Raw genomic sequence first — 20,777 nt, 5'->3', positions numbered from 1 at the left:
GTTTCCCCCTCTCAATTACCGGCATACCCTCGCAAATGTTCCTTATGCCATACCACCGTTCGAAGCAGCCCTTCTCTCAATGGTGTATGTGGTTCCCAGTTCCATAACTGTTTCGCTTTACCAATATGAGCGCGCCAAACAGCTGGCTCCTGCTTCTTAGGAACGAAGCTTCCCCAGAGTGGCTCGATATCCATGCCTATCATTTCCGTCAGCATCCCTGCGACGTCACCGATCGATACTTGACCGCCAGAACCGACGTTGACGATCTCTCCCGTGCGCGGGGTTAGACGCATAGCGCAAACGCACGCTTCAACCACATCATCGATGTAGATGTAATCCCGTACAGAGCTAGGAACCGTCAACTGTGGACGCTGCCCGCTAAGAAGCGATTGAATAACATAAGGAATATACCGATTGGGATCATCCCACGGTCCATAAGGAGAAAATAACCGCAGCGTGACAATCGGAAGCTGATGTTGTGCCGCCCGCGAACGGCAATATAACGTCGAGGCCGCCTTCGAGACGGCGTAATCACCGATGGGTTCAAGCAGATCGGTTTCTTGCATCGGAGCTGACTTTATTCCATATTCCGATGAGCTGCTCAAGTTAATAAAAGCTTCGAACCCCTCTCGTTCACATGCTGTAAGTAGTTGAGCCGTTCCTTGAAAATTCATGGCATAGATGGAGCCAGCCTCATTTTGAAATGAAAACCCGCCATACACGGCTGCATGAAAAATGATGTCTGGTCGAATGGCTGATATGCGCTCCTGAATTCGGTTGGCATCTCGCAAATCCACTTCATGCTCAGCGACATGCGGAAGAAGATCGCGAATTCGCCATTTATCGGAGGTCGATCGGGTAAAGAGGTGGACGTCAAATCCATCTTGGACCATCCGCCGTGCCAGACATGACCCAACGAAGCCGGTAGCTCCCGTCACCAAAATCCGCATCCCAAACGACCTCCTTTAAGCCATATACGCCTTAATCTGTTTCAAACAGATGCCGCGGGTATCCAACTGTTCCTGATAAGCATTTACCCATTCCGCAATGTGATCCAGTGCCGTATCGAGCGACCATTTCGGATGCCAATTCAAGGCCATGCCCGCTTTGGAACAATCCAGCTTAAGCAAATTTGCTTCATGTGGATGCTTGCTCTGCTCGGATCCTTCCAACTCATAAAAGTCGTGGTTACCCCATTTGCTGCCTAGCCGCTGTACGACCCACTCCACACTCTTTACATCCGTGTCACGAGGACCGAAATTCCAACCATCCGCATATTTCCCCGGATCCTTCACCATGTGTTCAGCTAAAAGTAAATATCCGCCTAGCGGCTCCAAGACATGCTGCCACGGTCTGATTGCGGCGGGATTGCGAATTTTCATCACCGTCTTGGAGAGATAGGCACGAATACTATCTGGAATTAAGCGATCTTCCGCCCAATCTCCGCCGCCAATCACATTGCCTGCTCGCGCGGTAGCCAAGCTTATCCCCTTATCCGGATGAAAAAAAGAACTGCGATAAGCCGATGTGACGAGCTCTGAGCAAGCCTTACTGTTGGAATAAGGATCGAATCCGCCAAGCCGATCATTCTCTCGGTATCCCCATGGCCATTCGCGGTTTTCGTAGCATTTGTCCGTTGTTACATTGATTACGGCCTGAATGGCGCTATTGCCACCCGCTGCAGCAGAACGAACCGCTTCCAGCAGGTTTGCAGTTCCCATCACATTCACTTCGTAGGTGTCAACCGGGTTCTTGTAGGAATGCCTCACAAGCGGCTGTGCCGCCATATGAAAAATAATCGTCGGGTCCGCGTCAGCGACCGCTTGCCGTAATCGTTCGCGATCACGAATGTCTGCAAAGATGGACCTCATATCCTTTTCAAGTCCGCTCAACTGAAATAAATTAGGCTCCGTCGGAGGTTGCAGTGCATACCCGATGACTTCGGCGCCAAGCGATTGCAGCCACATGCATAGCCAAGCTCCTTTGAACCCTGAATGTCCAGTAATGAACACCCTTTTCCCGCGCCAAAATGCTAAATCGACCATACGCCTCCCCTTCTCCCATCGTTTATTTTCGCCAAGGGGCTTTTTCCGTTTTCCACAAATCTTCCAAATAATTTTTATCTCGCAAGGTATCCATGGGATGCCAGAACCCTCCGTGCTTAAACGCCATTAATTGTCCTTCTTGAGATAATTGTTCCAATGGCTCCTTTTCCAATACGGTACTATCGCCGTCTATCTGATCGAAAACCTCCGGCTCCATGACGAAAAATCCGGCATTAATCCAACCGCCATCTCCCGCTGGTTTTTCCTGAAAACCAAGCACTTGATCTTGATTCGTCAATCGGAGAGAGCCAAAACGCCCAGAAGGCTGAACCGCAGTCACCGTAGCTAGCTTGCCATGCGCTTTGTGAAAATCAACGAGCTTCCCTACATCAATATCCGATAACCCATCCCCATACGTCAGCAGAAATGTCTCATTCCCCACATAGCTCCGGATCCGTTTAACACGGCCGCCAGTCATCGTATCCTTACCTGTATCCACCAATGTGACTTTCCAAGGAGGCGCATGATGTTGGTGTACAATCGTTTCATTCTGATTGCCAAAATCGAACGTAATATCTGCTTCATGCAAATAATAGTGAGCGAAATATTCTTTAATCAGAAATCCTTTGTAACCCAAACAAATAATAAAATCGTTAAAACCGCAAGACGAATAAGTCTTCATAATATGCCATAAAATCGGCTTGTCGCCGATCTCAATCATCGGCTTCGGCTTGACATGTGTTTCTTCACTGATGCGAGTGCCGAATCCACCGGCAAGTATTACGACTTTCATGTGCTAACCCCTTTTCTTCAAGGTATCACTTAGCGTTTGCACGGTGAAATCGAGCATCTCACGTGTAAGTCCTGGGTGGACACCGATCCAGAATGTCCGATTCATAATGACATCCGTATTCGTCAGATCCCCGACGACTCGGTGTGTAATATGCTTATAGGCAGGCTGACGCAGCAAATTACCTGCAAACAGCAGCCTCGTTCCAATGCGATTCCGCTCAAGTGCAGCTGTCAGTTGTTCGCGCGATACAGGCGATTCGTCTCGAACAGTGATTGGGAAACCGAACCAGCTCGGAACACTGTGCGGCGTTGCCTCTGGCAACAGAAGCTCCTCTTCAAGCGGTTGTAAGGCTTCCTTCAACATGGTGAAGTTGGCCTTTCGCTTTGCGATAAAATCTGGCAGCTTCTGCAGCTGTGCCACACCTACTGCTGCCTGCATATCCGTAACCTTCAGATTGTAGCCGATATGGCTATATGTGTATTTATGATCGTAACCAAACGGCAGATCACCCAGCTGCCAACCGAACCTTCGGCTGCATGTATTGTCTTTGCCAGGCTCGCACCAGCAATCCCGTCCCCAATCACGGAATGACTCGACTATTTTTTTGAGCAAAGGAGAATTCATAAGGACAGCGCCACCTTCACCCATCGTAATGTGGTGCGCTGGGTAGAAGCTGACGGTTGCCAAATCCCCGAAAGTCCCGGCTTTACACCCCTTATACTCAGAACCGACCGCGTCACAGCAATCCTCAATTAACCACAATCCGTATTTGTCAGCCACTCGCTTCACTTCATCCAGATCAAACAAATTGCCTAGCGTATGTGCAATCATAATTGCTTTCGTACGCGGGCTGACTGCTGATTCTAATAACGTTGTATCGATATTGTAAGTAGGCAGTTTTACGTCAAGAAAAACCGGAATAAGTCCGTTCTGAATGATCGGATTGACCGTTGTCGGAAAGCCTGCGGCTACGGTAATGACTTCGTCACCTGGCTGCAAACGACGATCCTTCAACAGCGGAGAGGTCAAGGCGGATAAAGCGAGAAGATTCGCGCTAGAACCTGAATTCGTGAGTAGTGCGTAACGCGTTCCGATGAAAGAAGCGAATTTTTTCTCAAATTCACTCGCATAACGGCCGGTCGTCAGCCAGAAATCTAGCGATGCGTCGATAAGGTGGCTCACTTCTTCGCCGTCAAACGATTTGCCGCTTACTGGAACAGGGGTAACTCCCGGCTCAAACACCTGGATAGGCCAATTCGCTTCATAGTAGCTTTTCGTCAAAGCAATAATTTGTTGGCGAAGCTCACTGCTGGAATGCTGCATACGGAAATTGCCTCCGTTTCAATTAAATTCAACTAATACTATCCTATGAGCTTCAGGTTGGGTTGGTATGGGGCAAAAGCTGATAGGGTTTAACAATTCCTCCTAGATATATCCAGATTTTTGAATAAAATAGGCCTGATTTCTTAGAGCTATAAGAGTCGGATCATGAAACCCTTTGTTAATACATGAATATAGTGAGTACTAGTGGACAAACAAAAGATCAAATCTCGTAATAGGAGGAGAGAAAGGCATGACAATACCGAATCTGCATCCGGATTTTATCGCAAGGTTTCACTTTTTTGGAGACAACTCCACCATCCAAGACGGCGGACAAATCTATTGCCCGGAAGGCATATATATAGGTAGTAATGTATTCATTCATGCTCATTACTTATTCAATATCTTCAAGCAAGATGAGGAGACATCTCCTAAAATCATCATTAGAGACGGCTGTAAGGCTAATCCAGGTTTAATTATTTCAGCAGTAAATCTAGTTGAACTGGATGCCCATGTCGAAATAGATTCGAACGTATTCATCTCGGATACCGGCCATTTTTATCGTCATGTAAGCAATCCGGCAATGTCCCAACAAAACGCAATGGACACCAACCGTGTCTATATTGGAGAAGGAGCACACATAGGTTCAGGTGCAGTGATTATGGGCAATCTTCGTATCGGAAAAGGAAGCGTTGTCCGTCCGCACAGTCATGTCGATCGGGATATTCCTGATTACTGTGTTGTGGCTGGAAACCCAGCACGTATCGTTCAAGTTTATGAACCGGGAAGCGGGAACTGGGTAGATGTAAAAGATGAAGAAGAAGCAGAGAACATCATGTCTGTTCGCCAATTTCAACCGCTTATGTCAATTTGTCTTCCAACCTTCAACCGTGCAGCAAACTTGGACCATTGCCTTTATTGCATCTTGACACAGGTAGGAAATAACGAAATGGTCGAGGTTATTGTGTCAGATAACGCTTCTACCGATGCGACCCCGCAAGTTGTTGCAAAATATCGTGAGCAATACCGGAATTTGAAGTATTTCCGCAATGAGGAGAACATCGGAGCCGATCGAAACATTTTTAAAGTCATGTTCAAGGGGACAGGGAAATTTATTAAACTTCAAGGTGACGATGATTTTCAAGTCGAAGGAACACTGCTTCCGCTTCTTAACGTTCTTGGGCAGAACGGTGACTGCGGCATCGTACATGTGAATGTGCACAATAATGATGGCCAAGTCTATGTAAGAGAAGGACTCCCTGCCTTTCTAGCAGCAACGTCCATCATGTCAACATTTATAACTGGCACCGTTTTACGCAGAGAAGATTTGTTGACGGTCGATACGCCCGATCGTTTCATAGACTCATCATTTAACCAGATGTATATCCAATATGCCATCTTGCAAAAAAACTCGCGCTTTTGCATTATGAACCGCAGCATGTATCGATTCGCACCCAATGATCCGAGCGGATACAATTTCGGAAATGTAGTCTTCCGGAGCTATCAATCGATTTTAGGTCATTTTTTAGGGGAAGGGCTAACCGAGCAAGATATTCGCATCGATAAACACCTAGTGCTATATAACAAGATCCTTCCTTGGTTTCATGACATCATCAGAAACCAAAAGAAAACGAACACTGACGGATTTGAGGACTTATATATGCAATATTACAAGAATGAACCTTACTTTGAGCAAGCGCTGCAAGTGATTCGTTCGATTCGTGCAGGTGCAATTTAAATAATATCAAACTGAAGTGTATTTCAATTGGCGCGCCTTCCGGGATGCGTCTTTTTTCATTATTTAATAACACTATACATAGCAAAACATAGCAAAGACTCTTCCTACTTATACGATGATAAGTAAAGAAGAGCCAGTTGGTTAATTAGTTAATGGATAATCCAGCGCTAGCATAACCAGCAACTACTGTTGCAAGGTCTAGTCCAGGAGAATCTGCAGTAAAGACCATTAATACGCGCGTTCCAGCAGTTACAGGAATATTCGGCAATGCTGCTGTTACAGAGCTCATCGATCCTATTGATAAAACTCCTGTTAAATTTGGTGTTAAGGCTACACTTGCTACCTGATTGAAAACATTATTTGGTGTTGGAGAAGTGTAAATTCTAGCCGTGATTGTTATTGCACCAAATAAAGATAAAGCTACCGTAGTACTAAAGTAAGCTGAAATCGAAGTTAAAGTACCAGCCCTTGGAACTGATAATGCTAAGTTCTGTAACAATCCTGGTCCACCAGCGATATTGATTGGTCCGCCTAGAACTGTTACTACTACGCCATTGTCACCAAATCCAATTAACCCTTGTGTTCCAGCAGTTCCAAATAAAGCTGATACCAATGGTACTGGCAGGCCAGATGCAAAAGGAACGATAGCTGCTGCTCCAGGTATCCCTGTCGCCCCAGTTGCCCCGGTTGCTCCTGCAGTTCCGGCTGATCCCGTTGCGCCAGTTGCACCTGTGGCTCCTGCTGCACCGGCTGCACCAGCTGATCCAGTTGCTCCTGTAGCTCCTGCTATTCCGGCTGCTCCTGCTGCCCCCGTTGCTCCTGCTGCTCCCGTTGCTCCCGTTGCTCCTGCTGCTCCTGCTGCTCCCGTTGCTCCTGTCGCCCCTGCGCCAGGTCCGGTTGGTCCCATTGGACCCATCTGACCTGTTGGACCCATTGGCCCCATGAACCCAGCACCCGTCGGCCCCATTGGGCCCATTGGACCCATCTGGCCTGTCGGACCCATTGGCCCCATTAAACCAGCACCCGTTGGTCCGATTGGTCCCATCTGACCATCTGCTCCTGCATTACCCTGTGGCCCCATTGGACCCATCTGACCTGCTGGTCCTTCTGGACCTTCTGGTCCTCTGTGACCTCTTGGCCCTCTTTCACCATCGTCGCCTTTTTTACCTTTTGGCCCTGTCGCTCCTGTTGCTCCAGTCGCACCTTTTGCGCCTGTAGCACCAGTTGCACCTGTGGCTCCCATGGCGCCAGTAGCTCCATTTAACCCTGTTGCTCCTGTTGCTCCAGTCGCTCCTGCTGCTCCTGTAAACCCTCTGAAGCCTCTGAAACCACGAGGACCGCGATCTCCTTTTGGACCTTTTTTACAGCATCTCCGTTTTACGATAATAATTTTGTGGCAGTGTTTTCTGATTTTTTTCTTACGTTTGTGACATCCGCATCCACTTACTTTGTGAAGCTTTGCCCCACTAGTTTTAACAATCAAACGTTTTTTCACCGTTGTCATACTTTTCTTTTTTCCAACTAAGAGACTCAATTACAACACCTCCTGTGATGCTTCATCATACGAGTTATCCCAAGGGTTTGTCTGTACTTTTTGGCAATAGATGGTTGTCCATTCCAAAATATGCACATGACTATATGTTTGAAAATCATATTAAAGCAGCAAAAAAAACTCTATTTCCTAGACGTCATTCCCCTCAAAATCATAGGGTAATGAAAACTGAGAAAATAGAGTTAATTTTAACTATAATGTCAGGAATTATTAAACTAAATCAACACCAGCACTCGCGTAACCTGCAACTGTGGTTGCGACATCAAGACCGGCTGTTACACTTGCAGAAAATACCAGCAGAAGTCGCGTACCCGTGTTCACAGGTATTGATAAACCTGTTGTCGTTCCAATACTGATCGTTCCTAGTGAAATTAGCCCTGTTAGAGCTGGAGCTAGCGTCACCGTAGCTCCAGGAATCGGAGTAAATAAATTATTAGGCGTTGTTGATTGGTATAACTGAGCTGATATTGTGACTGTTGATCCTATGAGGGACACAGCCGCTGTCGTGCTATAGTACGCCGTTAATGAAGTGAGCGTTCTGCTCTGTGCGACGGAGAAGGACATATTAAGGAGCAGGCCTGCAGCCCCAGTGAGATCAATGGTTCCGCCAGCGACAGATACTCCAGCAGCATTATTACCAAATCCGACCAGCGTAGACGTATTCAATAAGCCCCCTAGAACAGTAGTCAACACAGTCGGAGTACCCGATGCAAATGGAATCAAAGCGCCTTGTCCTGGTATCCCAGTTGCTCCGGTTGGTCCTACTGCTCCTGCTACACCTGTTGCACCGGTTGCTCCTACTGCTCCTGCTACACCTGTTGCACCAGTTGCTCCTACTGCTCCTGTTTCACCTGTTGCTCCGGTTGCTCCTACTGCTCCTGTTTCACCTGTTGCACCGGTTGCTCCTACTGCTCCTGCTACACCTGTTGCACCAGTTGCTCCTACTGCTCCTGTTTCACCTGTTGCTCCGGTTGGTCCTACTACTCCGGCTACACCTGTTGCACCAGTTGCTCCTACTGCTCCTGTTTCACCTGTTGCTCCGGTTGGTCCTACTACTCCAGCTACACCTGTTGCACCAGTTGCTCCTACTGCTCCTGTTTCACCAGTTGCTCCGGTTGCACCTGTTGGTCCTGCTACTCCGGCTACACCTGTCGCTCCGGTTGCACCTACTGCTCCTGCTACTCCTGTCGCACCAGTTGCCCCTGTTTCACCTGTTGCCCCTACTGCTCCTGCTACTCCTGTCGCACCAGTTGCTCCTGTTTCACCTGTCGCTCCAACTGCTCCTGCTACTCCTGTCGCACCAGTTGCTCCTGTTTCGCCTGTTGCCCCTGTTTCACCTGTTGCCCCTACTGCTCCTGCTACTCCTGTCGCACCAGTTGCCCCTGTTTCACCTGTGGCTCCTACTGCTCCTGCTACTCCTGTCGCTCCAGTCGCTCCTGTTTCACCTGTCGGACCAGTTGCTCCGGCTACGCCTGCTTCTCCAGCTACTCCTGAAGCTCCTGTTTCACCTGTCGCTCCTACGGCTCCTGCTTCACCTGCAACACCTGTCGCTCCTGTGGCACCAGTTTCGCCTGTGGCTCCTACTGCTCCTGCTACTCCTGTCGCTCCCGTTGCACCAGTTTCACCTGTTGCTCCTGCTTCACCTGCAACACCTGTCGCTCCTGTGGCACCAGTTTCGCCTGTTGCTCCTACTGCTCCTGCTGCTCCTGTCGCTCCCGTTGCTCCAGTTTCACCAGTTGCTCCTACTGCTCCTGCTACTCCAGTTGCTCCTGTTGCACCAGTTTCACCTGTTGCTCCTACTGCTCCTGCTTCACCTGCGACACCAGTTGCTCCTGTCGCTCCTGTTTCACCTGTCGCTCCAGTAGCCCCGGTCGCTCCTGTTTCACCTATTGCACCAGTTGCCCCGGTCGCCCCTGTTTCACCTGTTGGTCCACCGGCTGGACCAGTTGCTCCTGTGGCACCTGTAGCTCCCGTTTCACCTGTTGCTCCTGTCGCACCCGTCTCTCCTGTTGCTCCTGCTACTCCTGTCGCTCCAGTTGCCCCTGGTTCACCTGTAGCTCCTGTCGCACCTGTTTCTCCTGTTGCCCCTGTTTCACCTGTTGCTCCAGTCTCCCCTGTTGCTCCTGCCACACCCGTTGCTCCTGTTGCTCCTGTTTCACCTGTTGGCCCACCTGCTGGACCTGTTGCTCCTGTTGCCCCTGTTTCACCTGTCGCTCCTGTTGCTCCTGTTTCACCAGTTGCTCCTGTTTCACCTGTCGCTCCTGCTACTCCTGTCGCTCCTGTCGCTCCTGTTGCTCCTGTTGCTCCTGCTACTCCAGTTGCTCCTGTTGCTCCTGTAGCTCCTGTTTCACCTGTCGCCCCTGTTTCACCTGTCGCTCCTGTTTCACCTGTCGCTCCTGCTACTCCTGTCGCTCCTGTTTCACCTGTCGCTCCTGCTACTCCTGTCGCTCCTGTAGCTCCTGTCTCACCTGTTGCTCCTGTTGCTCCTGTTTCTCCTGTTGCTCCTGTTTCTCCTGTTGCTCCTGTCGGACCAATTGGACCTATATAATCAGGATATTCGAGTTTCATTTCACCACCGTTGTACATTTCAATCTTAGTCTCTGCGACTTGATTCCAATTAATGGTTGCTAGAAAAGCCTCAAGTTCAGACATTCTTTGAACTTCACCATCACCTACTTGGTATTTCAATTTGTATTCAGCTTCATTATAATATTCAAGTTCAATTTTATAGATATTCATAATGCCTACCATTGCAATTAATTCCATCAATTGAGCAAGTTTACTCAAAAGCCTTACACCTCCTTATAATTTGAAAAGCAACTACCAAACAAAATAGTTTTATTTTACTAGCCACAGCCCCCTTCCATATAATGAAACTACTCTAGTCCCTCGTATAGTATATGTGTACAAACGTTCAGTGCATGGACGAATGAGAGAGGGCACAAGCTGGAAAAAAACATTTTTTGTAAAAAATTAAAAAAAGAGCTAACCTGTATAAGGTCAGCTCCCGTTCTATTTACTAGATTCCATTCCTATCAACGCCAATAGGATTCAAAATATTAGACTAGTGTTACACCTGCACTTGCATATCCAGTAACCGTATTAAGAAGCGTTACACCTGCAGCAGTCGCAGTATACACCATCATGAGACGTGTTTGTGCTAAAACTGGAATCGATAAACCAGTTGTAAGACCAGCCGAAGTAGCCCCTAAAGCTACAACACCTGTAATTGCAGGTGCTAATGTTACGCTTGCGCCTGGCACTGGTGAAAATGTGTTACTAAGTGAAGTTGCGCTATAAAGTTGTGCAGTTACGGTAACTGTAGTTCCTACGAGTGCTAATGCTACAGTATTACTGAAGAATGCTGAAATATCTGTGATCGTTGACGGTCTTGCAACAGAGAATGCAAAGTCAAGAATAGGACCTAAAACCGTACCCGTTAAATCGATCACTGGACCAGGTAATACGGTAACGTTTGGAGCTGAGCTTCCAAAACCTACAAGACCAGCTGTTCCAACTAATCCTCCAGCAATAGTAGTCATAATAATTGGCCCACCAGATGCAAATGGAACCAATGCACCTGTTCCTGGAATACCTGTAGCTCCAGTTGCTCCTGCTACTCCTGTTGCTCCTGTTGCCCCGGTTGCTCCTGCTGCTCCTGCTACACCTGTTGCTCCTGTTGCTCCCGCTGCTCCTGCTGCTCCTGTTTCACCTGTTGCTCCTGTCGCTCCAGCTGCTCCTGCTACTCCTGTCGCTCCAGTTGCTCCTGCTGCTCCTGCTACTCCTGTTGCTCCTGTTGCTCCTGTTGCTCCTGCTGCTCCTGCTACTCCTGTTGCTCCTGTTGCTCCTGTTGCTCCTGCTGCTCCTGCTGCTCCTGTTTCACCCGTTGCCCCAGTTGCTCCTGTCGCTCCAGCTGCTCCTGCTACTCCTGTTGCTCCTGTTGCTCCTGCTGCTCCTGCTGCTCCTGCTACTCCTGTTGCTCCTGTTGCTCCTGTTGCTCCTGCTGCTCCTGCTGCTCCTGCTACTCCTGTTGCTCCTGTTGCTCCTGTTGCTCCTGCTGCTCCTGCTGCTCCTGCTGCTCCTGTTGCTCCTGTTGCTCCTGCTGCTCCTGCTGCTCCTGCTGCTCCTGTTGCTCCTGTTGCACCTGCTGCTCCTGTTGCTCCTGTTGCCCCTGCTGCTCCTGCTGCTCCTGCTGCTCCTGCTGCTCCTGTTGCTCCTGTTGCTCCTGTCGCACCTGCTGCTCCTGTTTCACCTGCTGCGCCAGCTACACCAGTTGCACCAGTTGCTCCTGTTGCTCCTGTTGCACCTGCTGCTCCGGCTGCTCCTTGTGCTCCTGTTGCTCCTGTTGCTCCTTGTACTCCTTGTACTCCTTGTACCCCTTGTACTCCTTGTACCCCTTGTACACCTTGTGGTCCTTGTGGTCCTTGTGGTCCTTGTGGTCCTGTTGCACCTGTTGCACCTGTTGCTCCTGTTGCACCTGTTTCTCCTGTTGCACCTGCTGCTCCTGTTGCTCCTGTCGCACCAGTTTCACCTGTTGGCCCACCGGCTGGACCAGTTGCTCCTGTCGCACCTGTTGCACCTGTCGCACCTGTCGCACCTGTTGCACCTGCCACTCCTGTTGCACCTGTCGCTCCCGTTGCACCTGTTGCTCCTGTCACACCTGTTGCACCTGCCACTCCTGTTGCACCTGTCGCTCCCGTTGCACCTGTTGCACCCGTTGCACCTGCCGCACCATTTGCTCCTGTCGCACCTGTCACACCTGTTGCTCCTGTTGCACCTGTTGCTCCTGTTGCTCCTGTTGCTCCTGTTGCTCCTGTTGCACCTGTTGCTCCTGTTGCTCCTGTTGCTCCTGTTGCGCCCGTCGGTCCACCTACATACGGAAATTCAAGTTCCATTTCTCCGCCATTGTACATTTCGATTTCAATTTTCTCGACCTCATACCACTCTATGTCGTCTAAAAAATCCTCAAGCTCAGACATTCTATCAATGGGGCCATCGCCTTTATCAAATTTCAATTTGAATTCGGCATCATTAAAGTACTCAATTTCAATTTTTTTGATATTCATTATCCCTACCATGGTAATCATTTCCATTAATTGGGCGAGTTTAGTCAATCCATACACCTCCTATTATTTTGTAAACCTATTAACACACAAGCGAGATCAATTTTTTAATAACTTCAACCTCCCTTTCTATAAAATGAAACTACTCTAGTTTCCTCGTACATTATATGTGTACAAACTTTCATTGCATGGACGAATGGCGAGGGCATATGTTTAAAAAAACATATTCTGTAAAAATTGATGAAATTAGGTTCGGAATTTCGGGACAGGAGCCTGACTTCTCGCGTCTATTTTTGTTATGAATTACAAAAGATTAAGAGAATACTAGATTCTAATTGCAAAAATACGGCTGCGCCCAATAGAGATCTGTGGGATCAGCCGCTTCTTTTATAAACCAGAAGTATCCATAATATATTGCATCACCGTATCTGCCCTGCTATCACTCGGTACAAGAATACCTAACCCATTATTCGTATAAACGCGATGGAAGCTAAGAGAAAACGCCGTTATTTTCAAGAAATCTTCAATTGCCGTCAACACACCGTTACCTTCCCCATATTCATGCATCGCATTGAACTGATCTTCATTAATGCCTCCTGATTCTACAAGCTCACTGGAGCCAGCTTTTATCCCTTTTTGAGCATGCGGGTTTTGATATTCGGTCGGAACCGTTTCCGGAAAGTAATAAGAATCACGTCTTCCATATGGCCACTCTGTATCATGCAAAATGACAATTGGAAACTTCCCTGTTTTTGCTGCTATTTGCTCAATGGCCATTAATTCATGATACACCGTGTACCAATTATGATCTCCGTCTACGAGAACCACATCAGCTGTTTCGATTTCCGATAATACCTCTAAACTATGTTTGTTATGAATAACCAGTTCCTCTGAAAAAACAGCTTGATAGGCAAAAGTATTAAATCTTGGTGCAGGATCAATGACAGTAAGCTTGCTGTTCATCATTTTACAGTACTCAAGTAATTTAATGGTTGTGCGACCTGCTAAGTAGACGCCAATTTCAACAATGTGAGATGGCTCATATTTAATGAGAATGGGTTTAATTATTTTTTCGAAAAACCGTTCCATGTCGCAACTCCTTTTTGATCACCATATTCCGCCAAAGGAATTTTGGTTCCCTATAACCTCATTCACATGCCGTGCCCTCTTATTGAAAATATGAATAGTCTAGAATACCATGTTGGATTTTTATCCTTATATAGAGAGCGAGTGAATAAGTTGATTACGATAAGTCTTTGCATGATCGTTAAAAATGAGGAGAAAACGCTTCGGGCTTGCTTAGCTTCCGTTGCCAATGCGGTTGACGAGATCATTATTGTAGATACTGGATCAACCGATCAAACGAAATCGATAGCAAGTTCCTTCACGGATCGCATCTACGATTTTAAATGGATAGATGACTTCTCGGCAGCACGTAACTATGCTTTCCGCCAAGCCACGAAGGAGTATATTTTATGGTTGGATGCGGATGACATTTTAAAGGAAGAAGATTGCAACAAGCTCATCGCTTTAAAAGAAGATCTAGCGTCATCTGTTGATTCCGTCACGATGTTTTATAATTATGCTTTTGATGAATTCGGCACGCCGACATTCAGATTTAAGCGTAATCGGCTAGTAAAACGGGAGAATCAGTTTAAATGGATTGGAGCAATCCACGAGTATTTGGAGGTTAATGGCAATATTTTTGATTCGGACATTACTGTCACGCATTGCAGAATCCATACGAGAAGCGATAGGAATCTGAAAATTTTCCAAAACAGACTGATGCGCGGAGAGACGTTCACGCCTAGGGACTTATATTACTTCGCGAATGAATTAGTCGATCATCAAAAGTACGCTAAAGCAATTATTTACTATAACAAGTTTCTAGCCACCGGAAATGGCTGGGTAGAGGATGAAATCTCCGCATGCAGTAAGCTCGCGGACTGTCATAATCAACTAGGCAACGCTGAAATGGAACTACAGTCTGTATTCCGTGCTTTTCAATATGATCGTCCACGCGCCGAGTTCTGCTGTCGTCTAGGCTATTATTTTATGACCCGCAAGCAATACGAAGCTTCCGTGTTTTGGTACAAATTAGCTACAGAATTACCACCGGCTACACACAATTGGGGATTTTCAAACCCTAAATTTTCAACCTGGCTGCCACATCTACAGCTTTGTGTCTGTTATGACCATCTGGGTCAGCACGCCAATGCTTACAAGCACAATGAAATCGCCCGCAGCTACAGACCTCAAGACAAGAGTATAAACCATAATAAAAAGTACCTGGAGTCCGTTCTCCAAATATCTAGCACGAATTCCACTGAATAAGCAGACAGCGGCTGCGCCTAATACGAGGCGCAGCCGCTGCTTTTCGTAAATATTAACTTTCTTCATCTAAAATCGCTTGATAAATGTCCAAATATTTGTCTGTCATCCCGCTTGTCGTAAAATGCTCCAACACGTACTCGCGAAGCTCATAAGGATCGGGCAACGTCAGGTTAATCAATTTATTCGTCATCTCGTCAACAGATCGGCATATCAATTGAGGAAACCCGCTCATCACCTCAGGAACAGATCCATTTGGCAGTGCTAACACAGGTGTTCCACATGCCATAGCCTCCGTCATGACGAGTCCGAATGGCTCCTCGACCAGCGTTGGAAATAGCATGCACCTAGCATGCTTCAACAAATCTTGTCGTGCTTGCCCCCCAACCTCGCCGACATATTGAATAGATGGATTCGACAACGTCTTAGGGAGAATGTCTTTATGGAAATAATTATGATCGTAGACAGGTCCGGCTATAATTAACTTTTGGTTGGCACGCTCTGCCGCTTCAATCGCATGATGTACGCCTTTGTAAGGAATAATCGCTCCAATGAATAGCAGATAGTCACCCTTTTGATCAGAGAATTGAAATTCATCGGGGTTTAATCCGTTATACACAACGCGGTCCTGAGGGCTGCCAAACAAGTCTCGATGTCGTTTGCTCAAATAGACGGGATGTTTCACCGGATTGGTCAATGGATTATGGATCGTACAGACGGTTGGCACTGCGAGTTTCTTCTGGCCCACGACGGAAAGCTGCGTATGGTCATGGATGATATCTACCCCTGAGGGTAAAGTTAGCTTAACAAAACCAGGAATTTTCCACATGTCATGCCCCTCATGCAAATAAGGCATCAACTTTCCTCGCACTTGGCTTCCAAACGGAGCATATAAAATAACTTCATGCCCGCGATCCACAAGCTCCTCGGCCAACGTATGAACAACTCGCTCGATACCGCCGTATTTTACGGGTGGAACGGGAAGATAATCTGGACTTATCAGAGCAATCCTCATTCCTTTTCCCTCCTACAAATTATCCAATGAGAACTATTTTTTAATAGGGATATAATGTCGTTCGATTCGAAATGGCTTTTCCCGTTCTACAAGCTCTGAGGGGTTGTATCCAAACTGATCAAGCTCGAGCCCGGATATCCCTAACGACCATTTCTTAGAAAACCGATCGGCATTCGAATAAGCGCTTGCTGAATAATTGGTTTTGTTCGTTTGGAACGTACTTCCTCCATAATGATGAACATAAACGTCATTCGCTACCCACAGAATTTGACCGCTGACACGGGCTCGCAAACAGAAATCATCATCTTCATAATTACCTGGAAAAAACCTTTCGTCCAACCCGCCGATTTTGGCAATGAGATCTTTATGAAAAAGCATACAATGCCCGATTAATTTATGTGGGAAGAAGCCTGTATCTTTATGCTGGAGCGACCAATGTGCGGCGAAAACCTCCATCTCCGCAGATGTCTTATATGGAACATTGTAGACGAGCTGCGACCACGCGACATTATTAGAACGAGGACCAACAATTGCGATGTTGGGGTTCCTCTGAAGGCAGCCCAACAAACGAACCAACCAACCCTCGGTAACGACCGTATCGTTGTTCAGCAAGCAAATGTAATCCCCATCAGCTTCTACGATTCCTTGGTTATTCCCAGCAGCAAACCCCTTATTTTCTTGATTGCATATGAGCTTAGAGGAAGGGACTGTCCGTAAATACTCCAGGGTACCATCCGTTGAGCCATTATCTACAAACACAAACTGAATCTGAATACTATCATCCGCATGGCGTAAAATGCTTTCTACACACTCTTTTGTAAATTTCAATCCGTTCCATGAAAGCATGACTATTGAAATAAGCGAAGACATCCCATTTCCCCCTTTCAACTCGCCCCTTTATCTTCTAAAATGACCATAATATAAGTATTCATTTTAATTTGATATGGTGCAAAAAAAGTCCCCTTCCCGAACTTCGGAAAGAGGACTTTCGACTAGCATTCAGCACCGCTCATCTCATTGGTAAAAAATCGTTTATACTCTTTCGGCGTCAATTTAACTGCAGATTCTCCGACATAATGGAACTGCAGCGCGCGACGTTTCTTCGTCGATAAATTATACGGTGTGCCGTGCTTGAGTAACCCGTGGAACAATAGAATACCGCCAGGCATTAACGGAACCGCAACATCCCTTTCCACTTGTACATGCGCATCACAGAGCTGCCAATCTCGTATCGCATAGTGAGGCGTCGCCCCATCAGCATGAGAACCAGGGATAACATGCATACAACCATTATCCAGCGCAGCTTCATCTAACGCGATCCATACTCCTACAACGGCTTTTTCATACGCCAAGTTCCCATAAGCCATATCTTGATGCCACGGCTTCTCCCCTCCACCATGCGGAGGCTTGAGTAAGGCCATGTTCTGAACGAGCCGCGGTGTCTCTCCTAAAATATCTTGCACCATAGCTAGAATCGCTGGATGCTCCGCAATCTCCCGCAGTCGCTCATCTACTTGAACGAAATCGTTTAGCTTACGTATCGCATTCTCGATCTCTTCATTGGATTTCAACTCACCCTTCGGTTTCGTGAATTGAATTTGTGCCCCTTTATGATCTTTAAAAATAAGATCGTTCAGCGCTTCAATGGCAGTGTGAATTTCTTCTTCATTTAATATATGCTCGACCGCTGCGTAACCGTCCTGCGCATAATTTGCAAGATGCTGTTCGTTCCAATTCGCAAATCCCGCTATTTTGTCAGCGATACGATCGTAACGATAAAGCTGTGCTGATATTTCTTCTGGCGTTTGAGAGCTTGGTTCTGTTTTTGCCATAACGGTACCCCTCCGTTTAAATAATTTGACTATTTATAGCTTTATTATAGAAACGAAAAAGCTTAAAATAAATGCATTAATACGCAGTATAATTTGCACTATTTTACATAAAGGAGTAGTGAACCTAAATGTCCGCTTTCGCAACTCAAGAGCTGCTGCTCAACCCCTATTATGGCAAGGTACATTGCGAAGTGAATTGGAAATGGAGCCGCGAGAACGAGCCCTTCCAAGACTACGATCTCTGGTATGTATGGGATGGCGAAGGTGAGGTCACCTTAAATAGCAAGGTTTACCCTGTGCGCTCAGGCGATTGTTTCCTATTCCGTCCAGGAGATCTGTCGAGTGCTAAGCATAATCCCGAGCGACCGCTCACCGTTACTTTCATTCATTTCAGCGAAGCAGGGGATTCTACTGTTCCCATGTCACTGCCCTCCTTCGTTCACTTTGATCCCGCAGAATTTCATGAAAGCTACCTGGATCGATTCGTTCACGTGCGTCTAACAGAAGCATATGGACATGAGGAAGAAGCAGCCGCGCTGCTGAAACTGATTCTCTTGCTATATGAACGTCAAGCACCCGTCCACCAATCACTTGGCGACCCGTCCAGACGCTCGATGAACCGGGTGATGATGGATATCGCAGCCTACATTCGTCAGGATCCAGGCCGTCAGCATCGTATACAGGATTTAGCGAAGGAAGCCCATCTGTCCCCACGCTATTTCTCCTTAAAATTCAAAGAAATTATGGGACAAACGATTGAGTCCTATCTCATTCAAAAAAGAATTGAACGCGCCACTTATTTGCTGAAGCTCGGTATGAATGTAAGTGAAGTTGCGGAAGCGCTGGGCTATCGCAGCATATATTTCTTTAGCCGTCAGTTCAAAAAAGTGACAGGAACGAATCCGTCCGAGGTGTGAACTCGATAATTTTTTTTGCATCTTTTACACAACATGAGATAGAATGTACATTTACGACAGCATCGCGCTAGTTCATCACGGAAGGTTAGGTCAGTATGAATTCATCCAACTTGTTACGATCATTTAACTTTATGTATTTTGCTTTACTCGCACTATTCGTTTCATTCCTGCCCGTCTATTTAGACGCACAAGGGTTGTCCACATCCCGAATCGGTCTTATTATCGGAACCGGAGGATTTATCGCTATTTTTTCTCAACCCTTATGGGGGATGATTAGCGATCGAACGAAAACGATCAAAAAAGTCATGCTCGTCCTGCTGTTCTTCTCGACGATCATCGGATTTTTACTATATGACTCCAAAAGCTTTATCGTTCTCCTCCTATTTACGATGCTGCTCTACTTTTTCTTAATGCCGCTAGATCCATTAACTGAGAGTCTTAATTTCCAAACTGCGGAAGCTGTAGGTACTAGTTATGGTTCTATTCGTACCTTTGGTGCAGTTGGGTATGCGGTGATGTCCTTGGTGGTTGGCTATTCCGCACAATACTTCGGGATTCATAGCTTAGCGTACCTCTTCGTAGGATTCGGTATCGTCTCTCTACTCATTTGTCTCGCGCTGCCTGATGCGCCTGTGACCGGAAAGCCGATTTCACTACGGAGTCTTCGAAATTTCTTAGAAAATCGTAAAACCATTTGGTTTATGGTGCTGATCTTTCTTTGTGCGGTTCCGCAACGGATCAATGACACGTTCCTTGGGGTATACATTCGTGAAATGGGCGGCAGCAACCATCTCGTCGGCATCGCTTGGTTTTTGGCTGCGGGTAGTGAGATTCTAGTCTTTGCACTTAGCTTCTGGTGGCTGCGCAAAGGCAAGGAATTAGTGCTAATTTCAATCGCTGCCTTGTTCTATTTCTTTCGATTCTTTATTACCGCTTGGGTGACGGACCCACATATGCTTGTCGCCATCCAGCTGCTTCAAACCTTTACTTTCCCTATTTTCTATTCAGCAGCGATTCAATATTTATATCAAATTGTCCCTGAAGAATGGCGGGCAACGGGACAAACCGTGCTAGCAATTATTTTCTTCGGAATATCCGGAATTGTCGCTTCCTATCTGGGAGGATGGTTCTATCAAACATTTGGCGGACAGCAACTCTACTTTGGGGTGTCGGTTATGTCGTTCTCTGGATTTGCATTTAGCCTCGTGCTGCTTGCCGGTTATCGGAAACAAAAGCTGGCAAGCTAAGCATTTTCTGCTAATATGATAGGATAGCGATGAAACGGGGGCCCTGCAACATGGATTACATTATTTTAGACATCGAATTTAACGGCCGAAAGTTTGCCAGTGATTTACCGATGGAGGTTATCGAGATCGGCGCTGTGCGATTAGACGCATCTCTAAAGCAAATAGATGAATTTTCAGCTTTGATTAAGCCAGTCTATTTCTCCAAGCTCAACGCTTTTATTAAGAAAAAAACAGGCATTCCCCAAGAAGATATCGACGAAGCCGAGGGCTTCCGCAAGGTCATTACCGATTTCTTAGCATGGTTAAGCGCAAGTGATGAGCTTCTGTTGCTCACTTGGGGCGGTGAAGACTTGAAACGCATCGTATTCGATACGCGCATGCACAAGCTGGATGACGCTTATTGGATGGCTGTGAGCTATTTCGATTTACTGAAGGGGTTCACTCGCTACAAAAAGGTAACCAATGACGTCAGCGTAGAAGCCGCACTTGCAGATCTCAATATCGTGGCTGAAGGCTCTGCGCATAGAGCCCTTGACGATGCTCGAATGACCGCCGAGGTATTCCGCGCGATCTTCACTGATCTAGACTTCGAGCGCAAGCAGCAATACGTGGATATGTACACGAATGCCAAAGAGCGCAGGCTGATCAAGACAGCAGTGAAAACCATTACGACCCAAAAGATTGTGCCAACCTGGGAGCTGTTTGTGGAAAAATATTTCGCTGATAAGATCGAGACCGCAGATGCCAAGAAAGTCGCCGAAATGCAAACCTTATTCGCCGCGGAAGTGGCCAAGGGTGTTTCTCCGGCAAAACCGAAAGGGAATACGGCTACTCCGCAGTAGCAGTAGTGTATCCCTAAAAACGAAAAGCCAATCTACCGAATATGCTTGCTAAGCAAGATATCGTGTAGATTGGCTTTTTTTA

The 20,777-nt window shown here is 46.9% G+C and carries 16 protein-coding genes; 5 read left to right on the top strand and 11 right to left on the bottom strand.

Translation table 11 applies throughout. The features are described from left to right. Nucleotides 1-11: 11 nt before the first annotated feature. Genes AC58UX_RS04480 through rfbH form a run of 4 tightly spaced genes read right to left on the bottom strand, consistent with a single transcriptional unit; the run spans nt 12 to nt 4,161 of the window. The gene (locus tag AC58UX_RS04480; RefSeq protein ID WP_497249885.1) at nt 12-950 is read right to left on the bottom strand and encodes an NAD-dependent epimerase/dehydratase family protein; all 939 of its coding nucleotides are present in this window, start codon (nt 948-950) and stop codon (nt 12-14) included. Between the two features lie 15 nt (nt 951-965). Then, nucleotides 966-2,045 carry a CDP-glucose 4,6-dehydratase gene (rfbG, locus tag AC58UX_RS04475; RefSeq protein ID WP_497249884.1) on the bottom strand — a complete coding sequence of 360 codons (1,080 nt, stop codon included), beginning with the start codon at nt 2,043-2,045 and terminating at the stop codon, nt 966-968. A gap of 22 nt (nt 2,046-2,067) precedes the next feature. Continuing rightward, the gene (gene rfbF / locus AC58UX_RS04470) at nt 2,068-2,838 is read right to left on the bottom strand and encodes a glucose-1-phosphate cytidylyltransferase (protein ID WP_497249883.1); all 771 of its coding nucleotides are present in this window, start codon (nt 2,836-2,838) and stop codon (nt 2,068-2,070) included. Nucleotides 2,839-2,841: 3 nt separating this feature from the next. After that, nucleotides 2,842-4,161: a lipopolysaccharide biosynthesis protein RfbH gene (gene rfbH, locus AC58UX_RS04465; RefSeq protein WP_497249882.1), complete on the bottom strand. Its 1,320-nt coding sequence runs from the start codon at nt 4,159-4,161 to the stop codon at nt 2,842-2,844. Nucleotides 4,162-4,411: 250 nt separating this feature from the next. Here rfbH and AC58UX_RS04460 point away from each other — a divergent pair, with 250 nt between their 5' ends. Then, nucleotides 4,412-5,896: a glycosyltransferase gene (locus AC58UX_RS04460; protein ID WP_497249881.1), complete on the top strand. Its 1,485-nt coding sequence runs from the start codon at nt 4,412-4,414 to the stop codon at nt 5,894-5,896. A 145-nt stretch (nt 5,897-6,041) separates the two neighbouring features. On the opposite strand, the gene AC58UX_RS04455 is transcribed toward AC58UX_RS04460, so the two are convergent. From AC58UX_RS04455 to AC58UX_RS04440, 4 genes are all read right to left on the bottom strand, one after another. Further along, nucleotides 6,042-7,430, bottom strand: a complete 1,389-nt coding sequence (locus AC58UX_RS04455) for an exosporium glycoprotein BclB-related protein (RefSeq protein ID WP_497249880.1) — start codon at nt 7,428-7,430, stop codon at nt 6,042-6,044. A gap of 228 nt (nt 7,431-7,658) precedes the next feature. Then, nucleotides 7,659-10,235 (bottom strand): beta strand repeat-containing protein, encoded by a 2,577-nt coding sequence (locus AC58UX_RS04450; protein ID WP_497249879.1) that lies wholly within the window; start codon nt 10,233-10,235, stop codon nt 7,659-7,661. A gap of 272 nt (nt 10,236-10,507) precedes the next feature. Further along, nucleotides 10,508-12,361, bottom strand: coding sequence for an exosporium glycoprotein BclB-related protein (locus AC58UX_RS04445; RefSeq protein WP_497250068.1), 1,854 nt, complete (start codon nt 12,359-12,361; stop codon nt 10,508-10,510). Between the two features lie 537 nt (nt 12,362-12,898). Then, nucleotides 12,899-13,600, bottom strand: a complete 702-nt coding sequence (locus tag AC58UX_RS04440; protein ID WP_497249878.1) for a class I SAM-dependent methyltransferase — start codon at nt 13,598-13,600, stop codon at nt 12,899-12,901. A 171-nt stretch (nt 13,601-13,771) separates the two neighbouring features. On the opposite strand from AC58UX_RS04440, the gene AC58UX_RS04435 reads away from it, so the two are divergent. Then, nucleotides 13,772-14,845 (top strand): glycosyltransferase family 2 protein, encoded by a 1,074-nt coding sequence (locus AC58UX_RS04435; RefSeq protein ID WP_497249877.1) that lies wholly within the window; start codon nt 13,772-13,774, stop codon nt 14,843-14,845. A 52-nt stretch (nt 14,846-14,897) separates the two neighbouring features. On the opposite strand, the gene AC58UX_RS04430 is transcribed toward AC58UX_RS04435, so the two are convergent. From AC58UX_RS04430 to AC58UX_RS04420, 3 genes are all read right to left on the bottom strand, one after another. Continuing rightward, nucleotides 14,898-15,857, bottom strand: coding sequence for a glycosyltransferase family 4 protein (locus AC58UX_RS04430; protein WP_497249876.1), 960 nt, complete (start codon nt 15,855-15,857; stop codon nt 14,898-14,900). A gap of 33 nt (nt 15,858-15,890) precedes the next feature. Beyond that, nucleotides 15,891-16,703 (bottom strand): glycosyltransferase family 2 protein, encoded by an 813-nt coding sequence (locus AC58UX_RS04425; protein ID WP_497249875.1) that lies wholly within the window; start codon nt 16,701-16,703, stop codon nt 15,891-15,893. Between the two features lie 146 nt (nt 16,704-16,849). After that, nucleotides 16,850-17,689: a phytanoyl-CoA dioxygenase family protein gene (locus AC58UX_RS04420; RefSeq protein WP_497249874.1), complete on the bottom strand. Its 840-nt coding sequence runs from the start codon at nt 17,687-17,689 to the stop codon at nt 16,850-16,852. A gap of 128 nt (nt 17,690-17,817) precedes the next feature. Between AC58UX_RS04420 and AC58UX_RS04415 the strand changes: the two genes are divergently transcribed. The 3 genes from AC58UX_RS04415 (at nt 17,818) to AC58UX_RS04405 (ending at nt 20,695) form a co-directional block, all read left to right on the top strand. Continuing rightward, nucleotides 17,818-18,606, top strand: coding sequence for an AraC family transcriptional regulator (locus AC58UX_RS04415; protein WP_497249873.1), 789 nt, complete (start codon nt 17,818-17,820; stop codon nt 18,604-18,606). 95 nt (nt 18,607-18,701) lie between these two features. Further along, complete coding sequence (locus AC58UX_RS04410; RefSeq protein ID WP_497249872.1) at nt 18,702-19,853, top strand: MFS transporter; 1,152 nt, start codon at nt 18,702-18,704, stop codon at nt 19,851-19,853. 50 nt (nt 19,854-19,903) lie between these two features. Beyond that, nucleotides 19,904-20,695, top strand: a complete 792-nt coding sequence (locus AC58UX_RS04405) for a 3'-5' exonuclease (protein WP_497249871.1) — start codon at nt 19,904-19,906, stop codon at nt 20,693-20,695. The last annotated feature ends 82 nt before the right edge of the window (nt 20,696-20,777 follow it).

The sequence above is a fragment of the Paenibacillus sp. J22P90 genome (assembly GCF_059692195.1).
The sequence above is the reverse complement of the archived record's forward strand: the minus strand, read 5'-3'. Positions and strand labels throughout refer to the sequence as shown.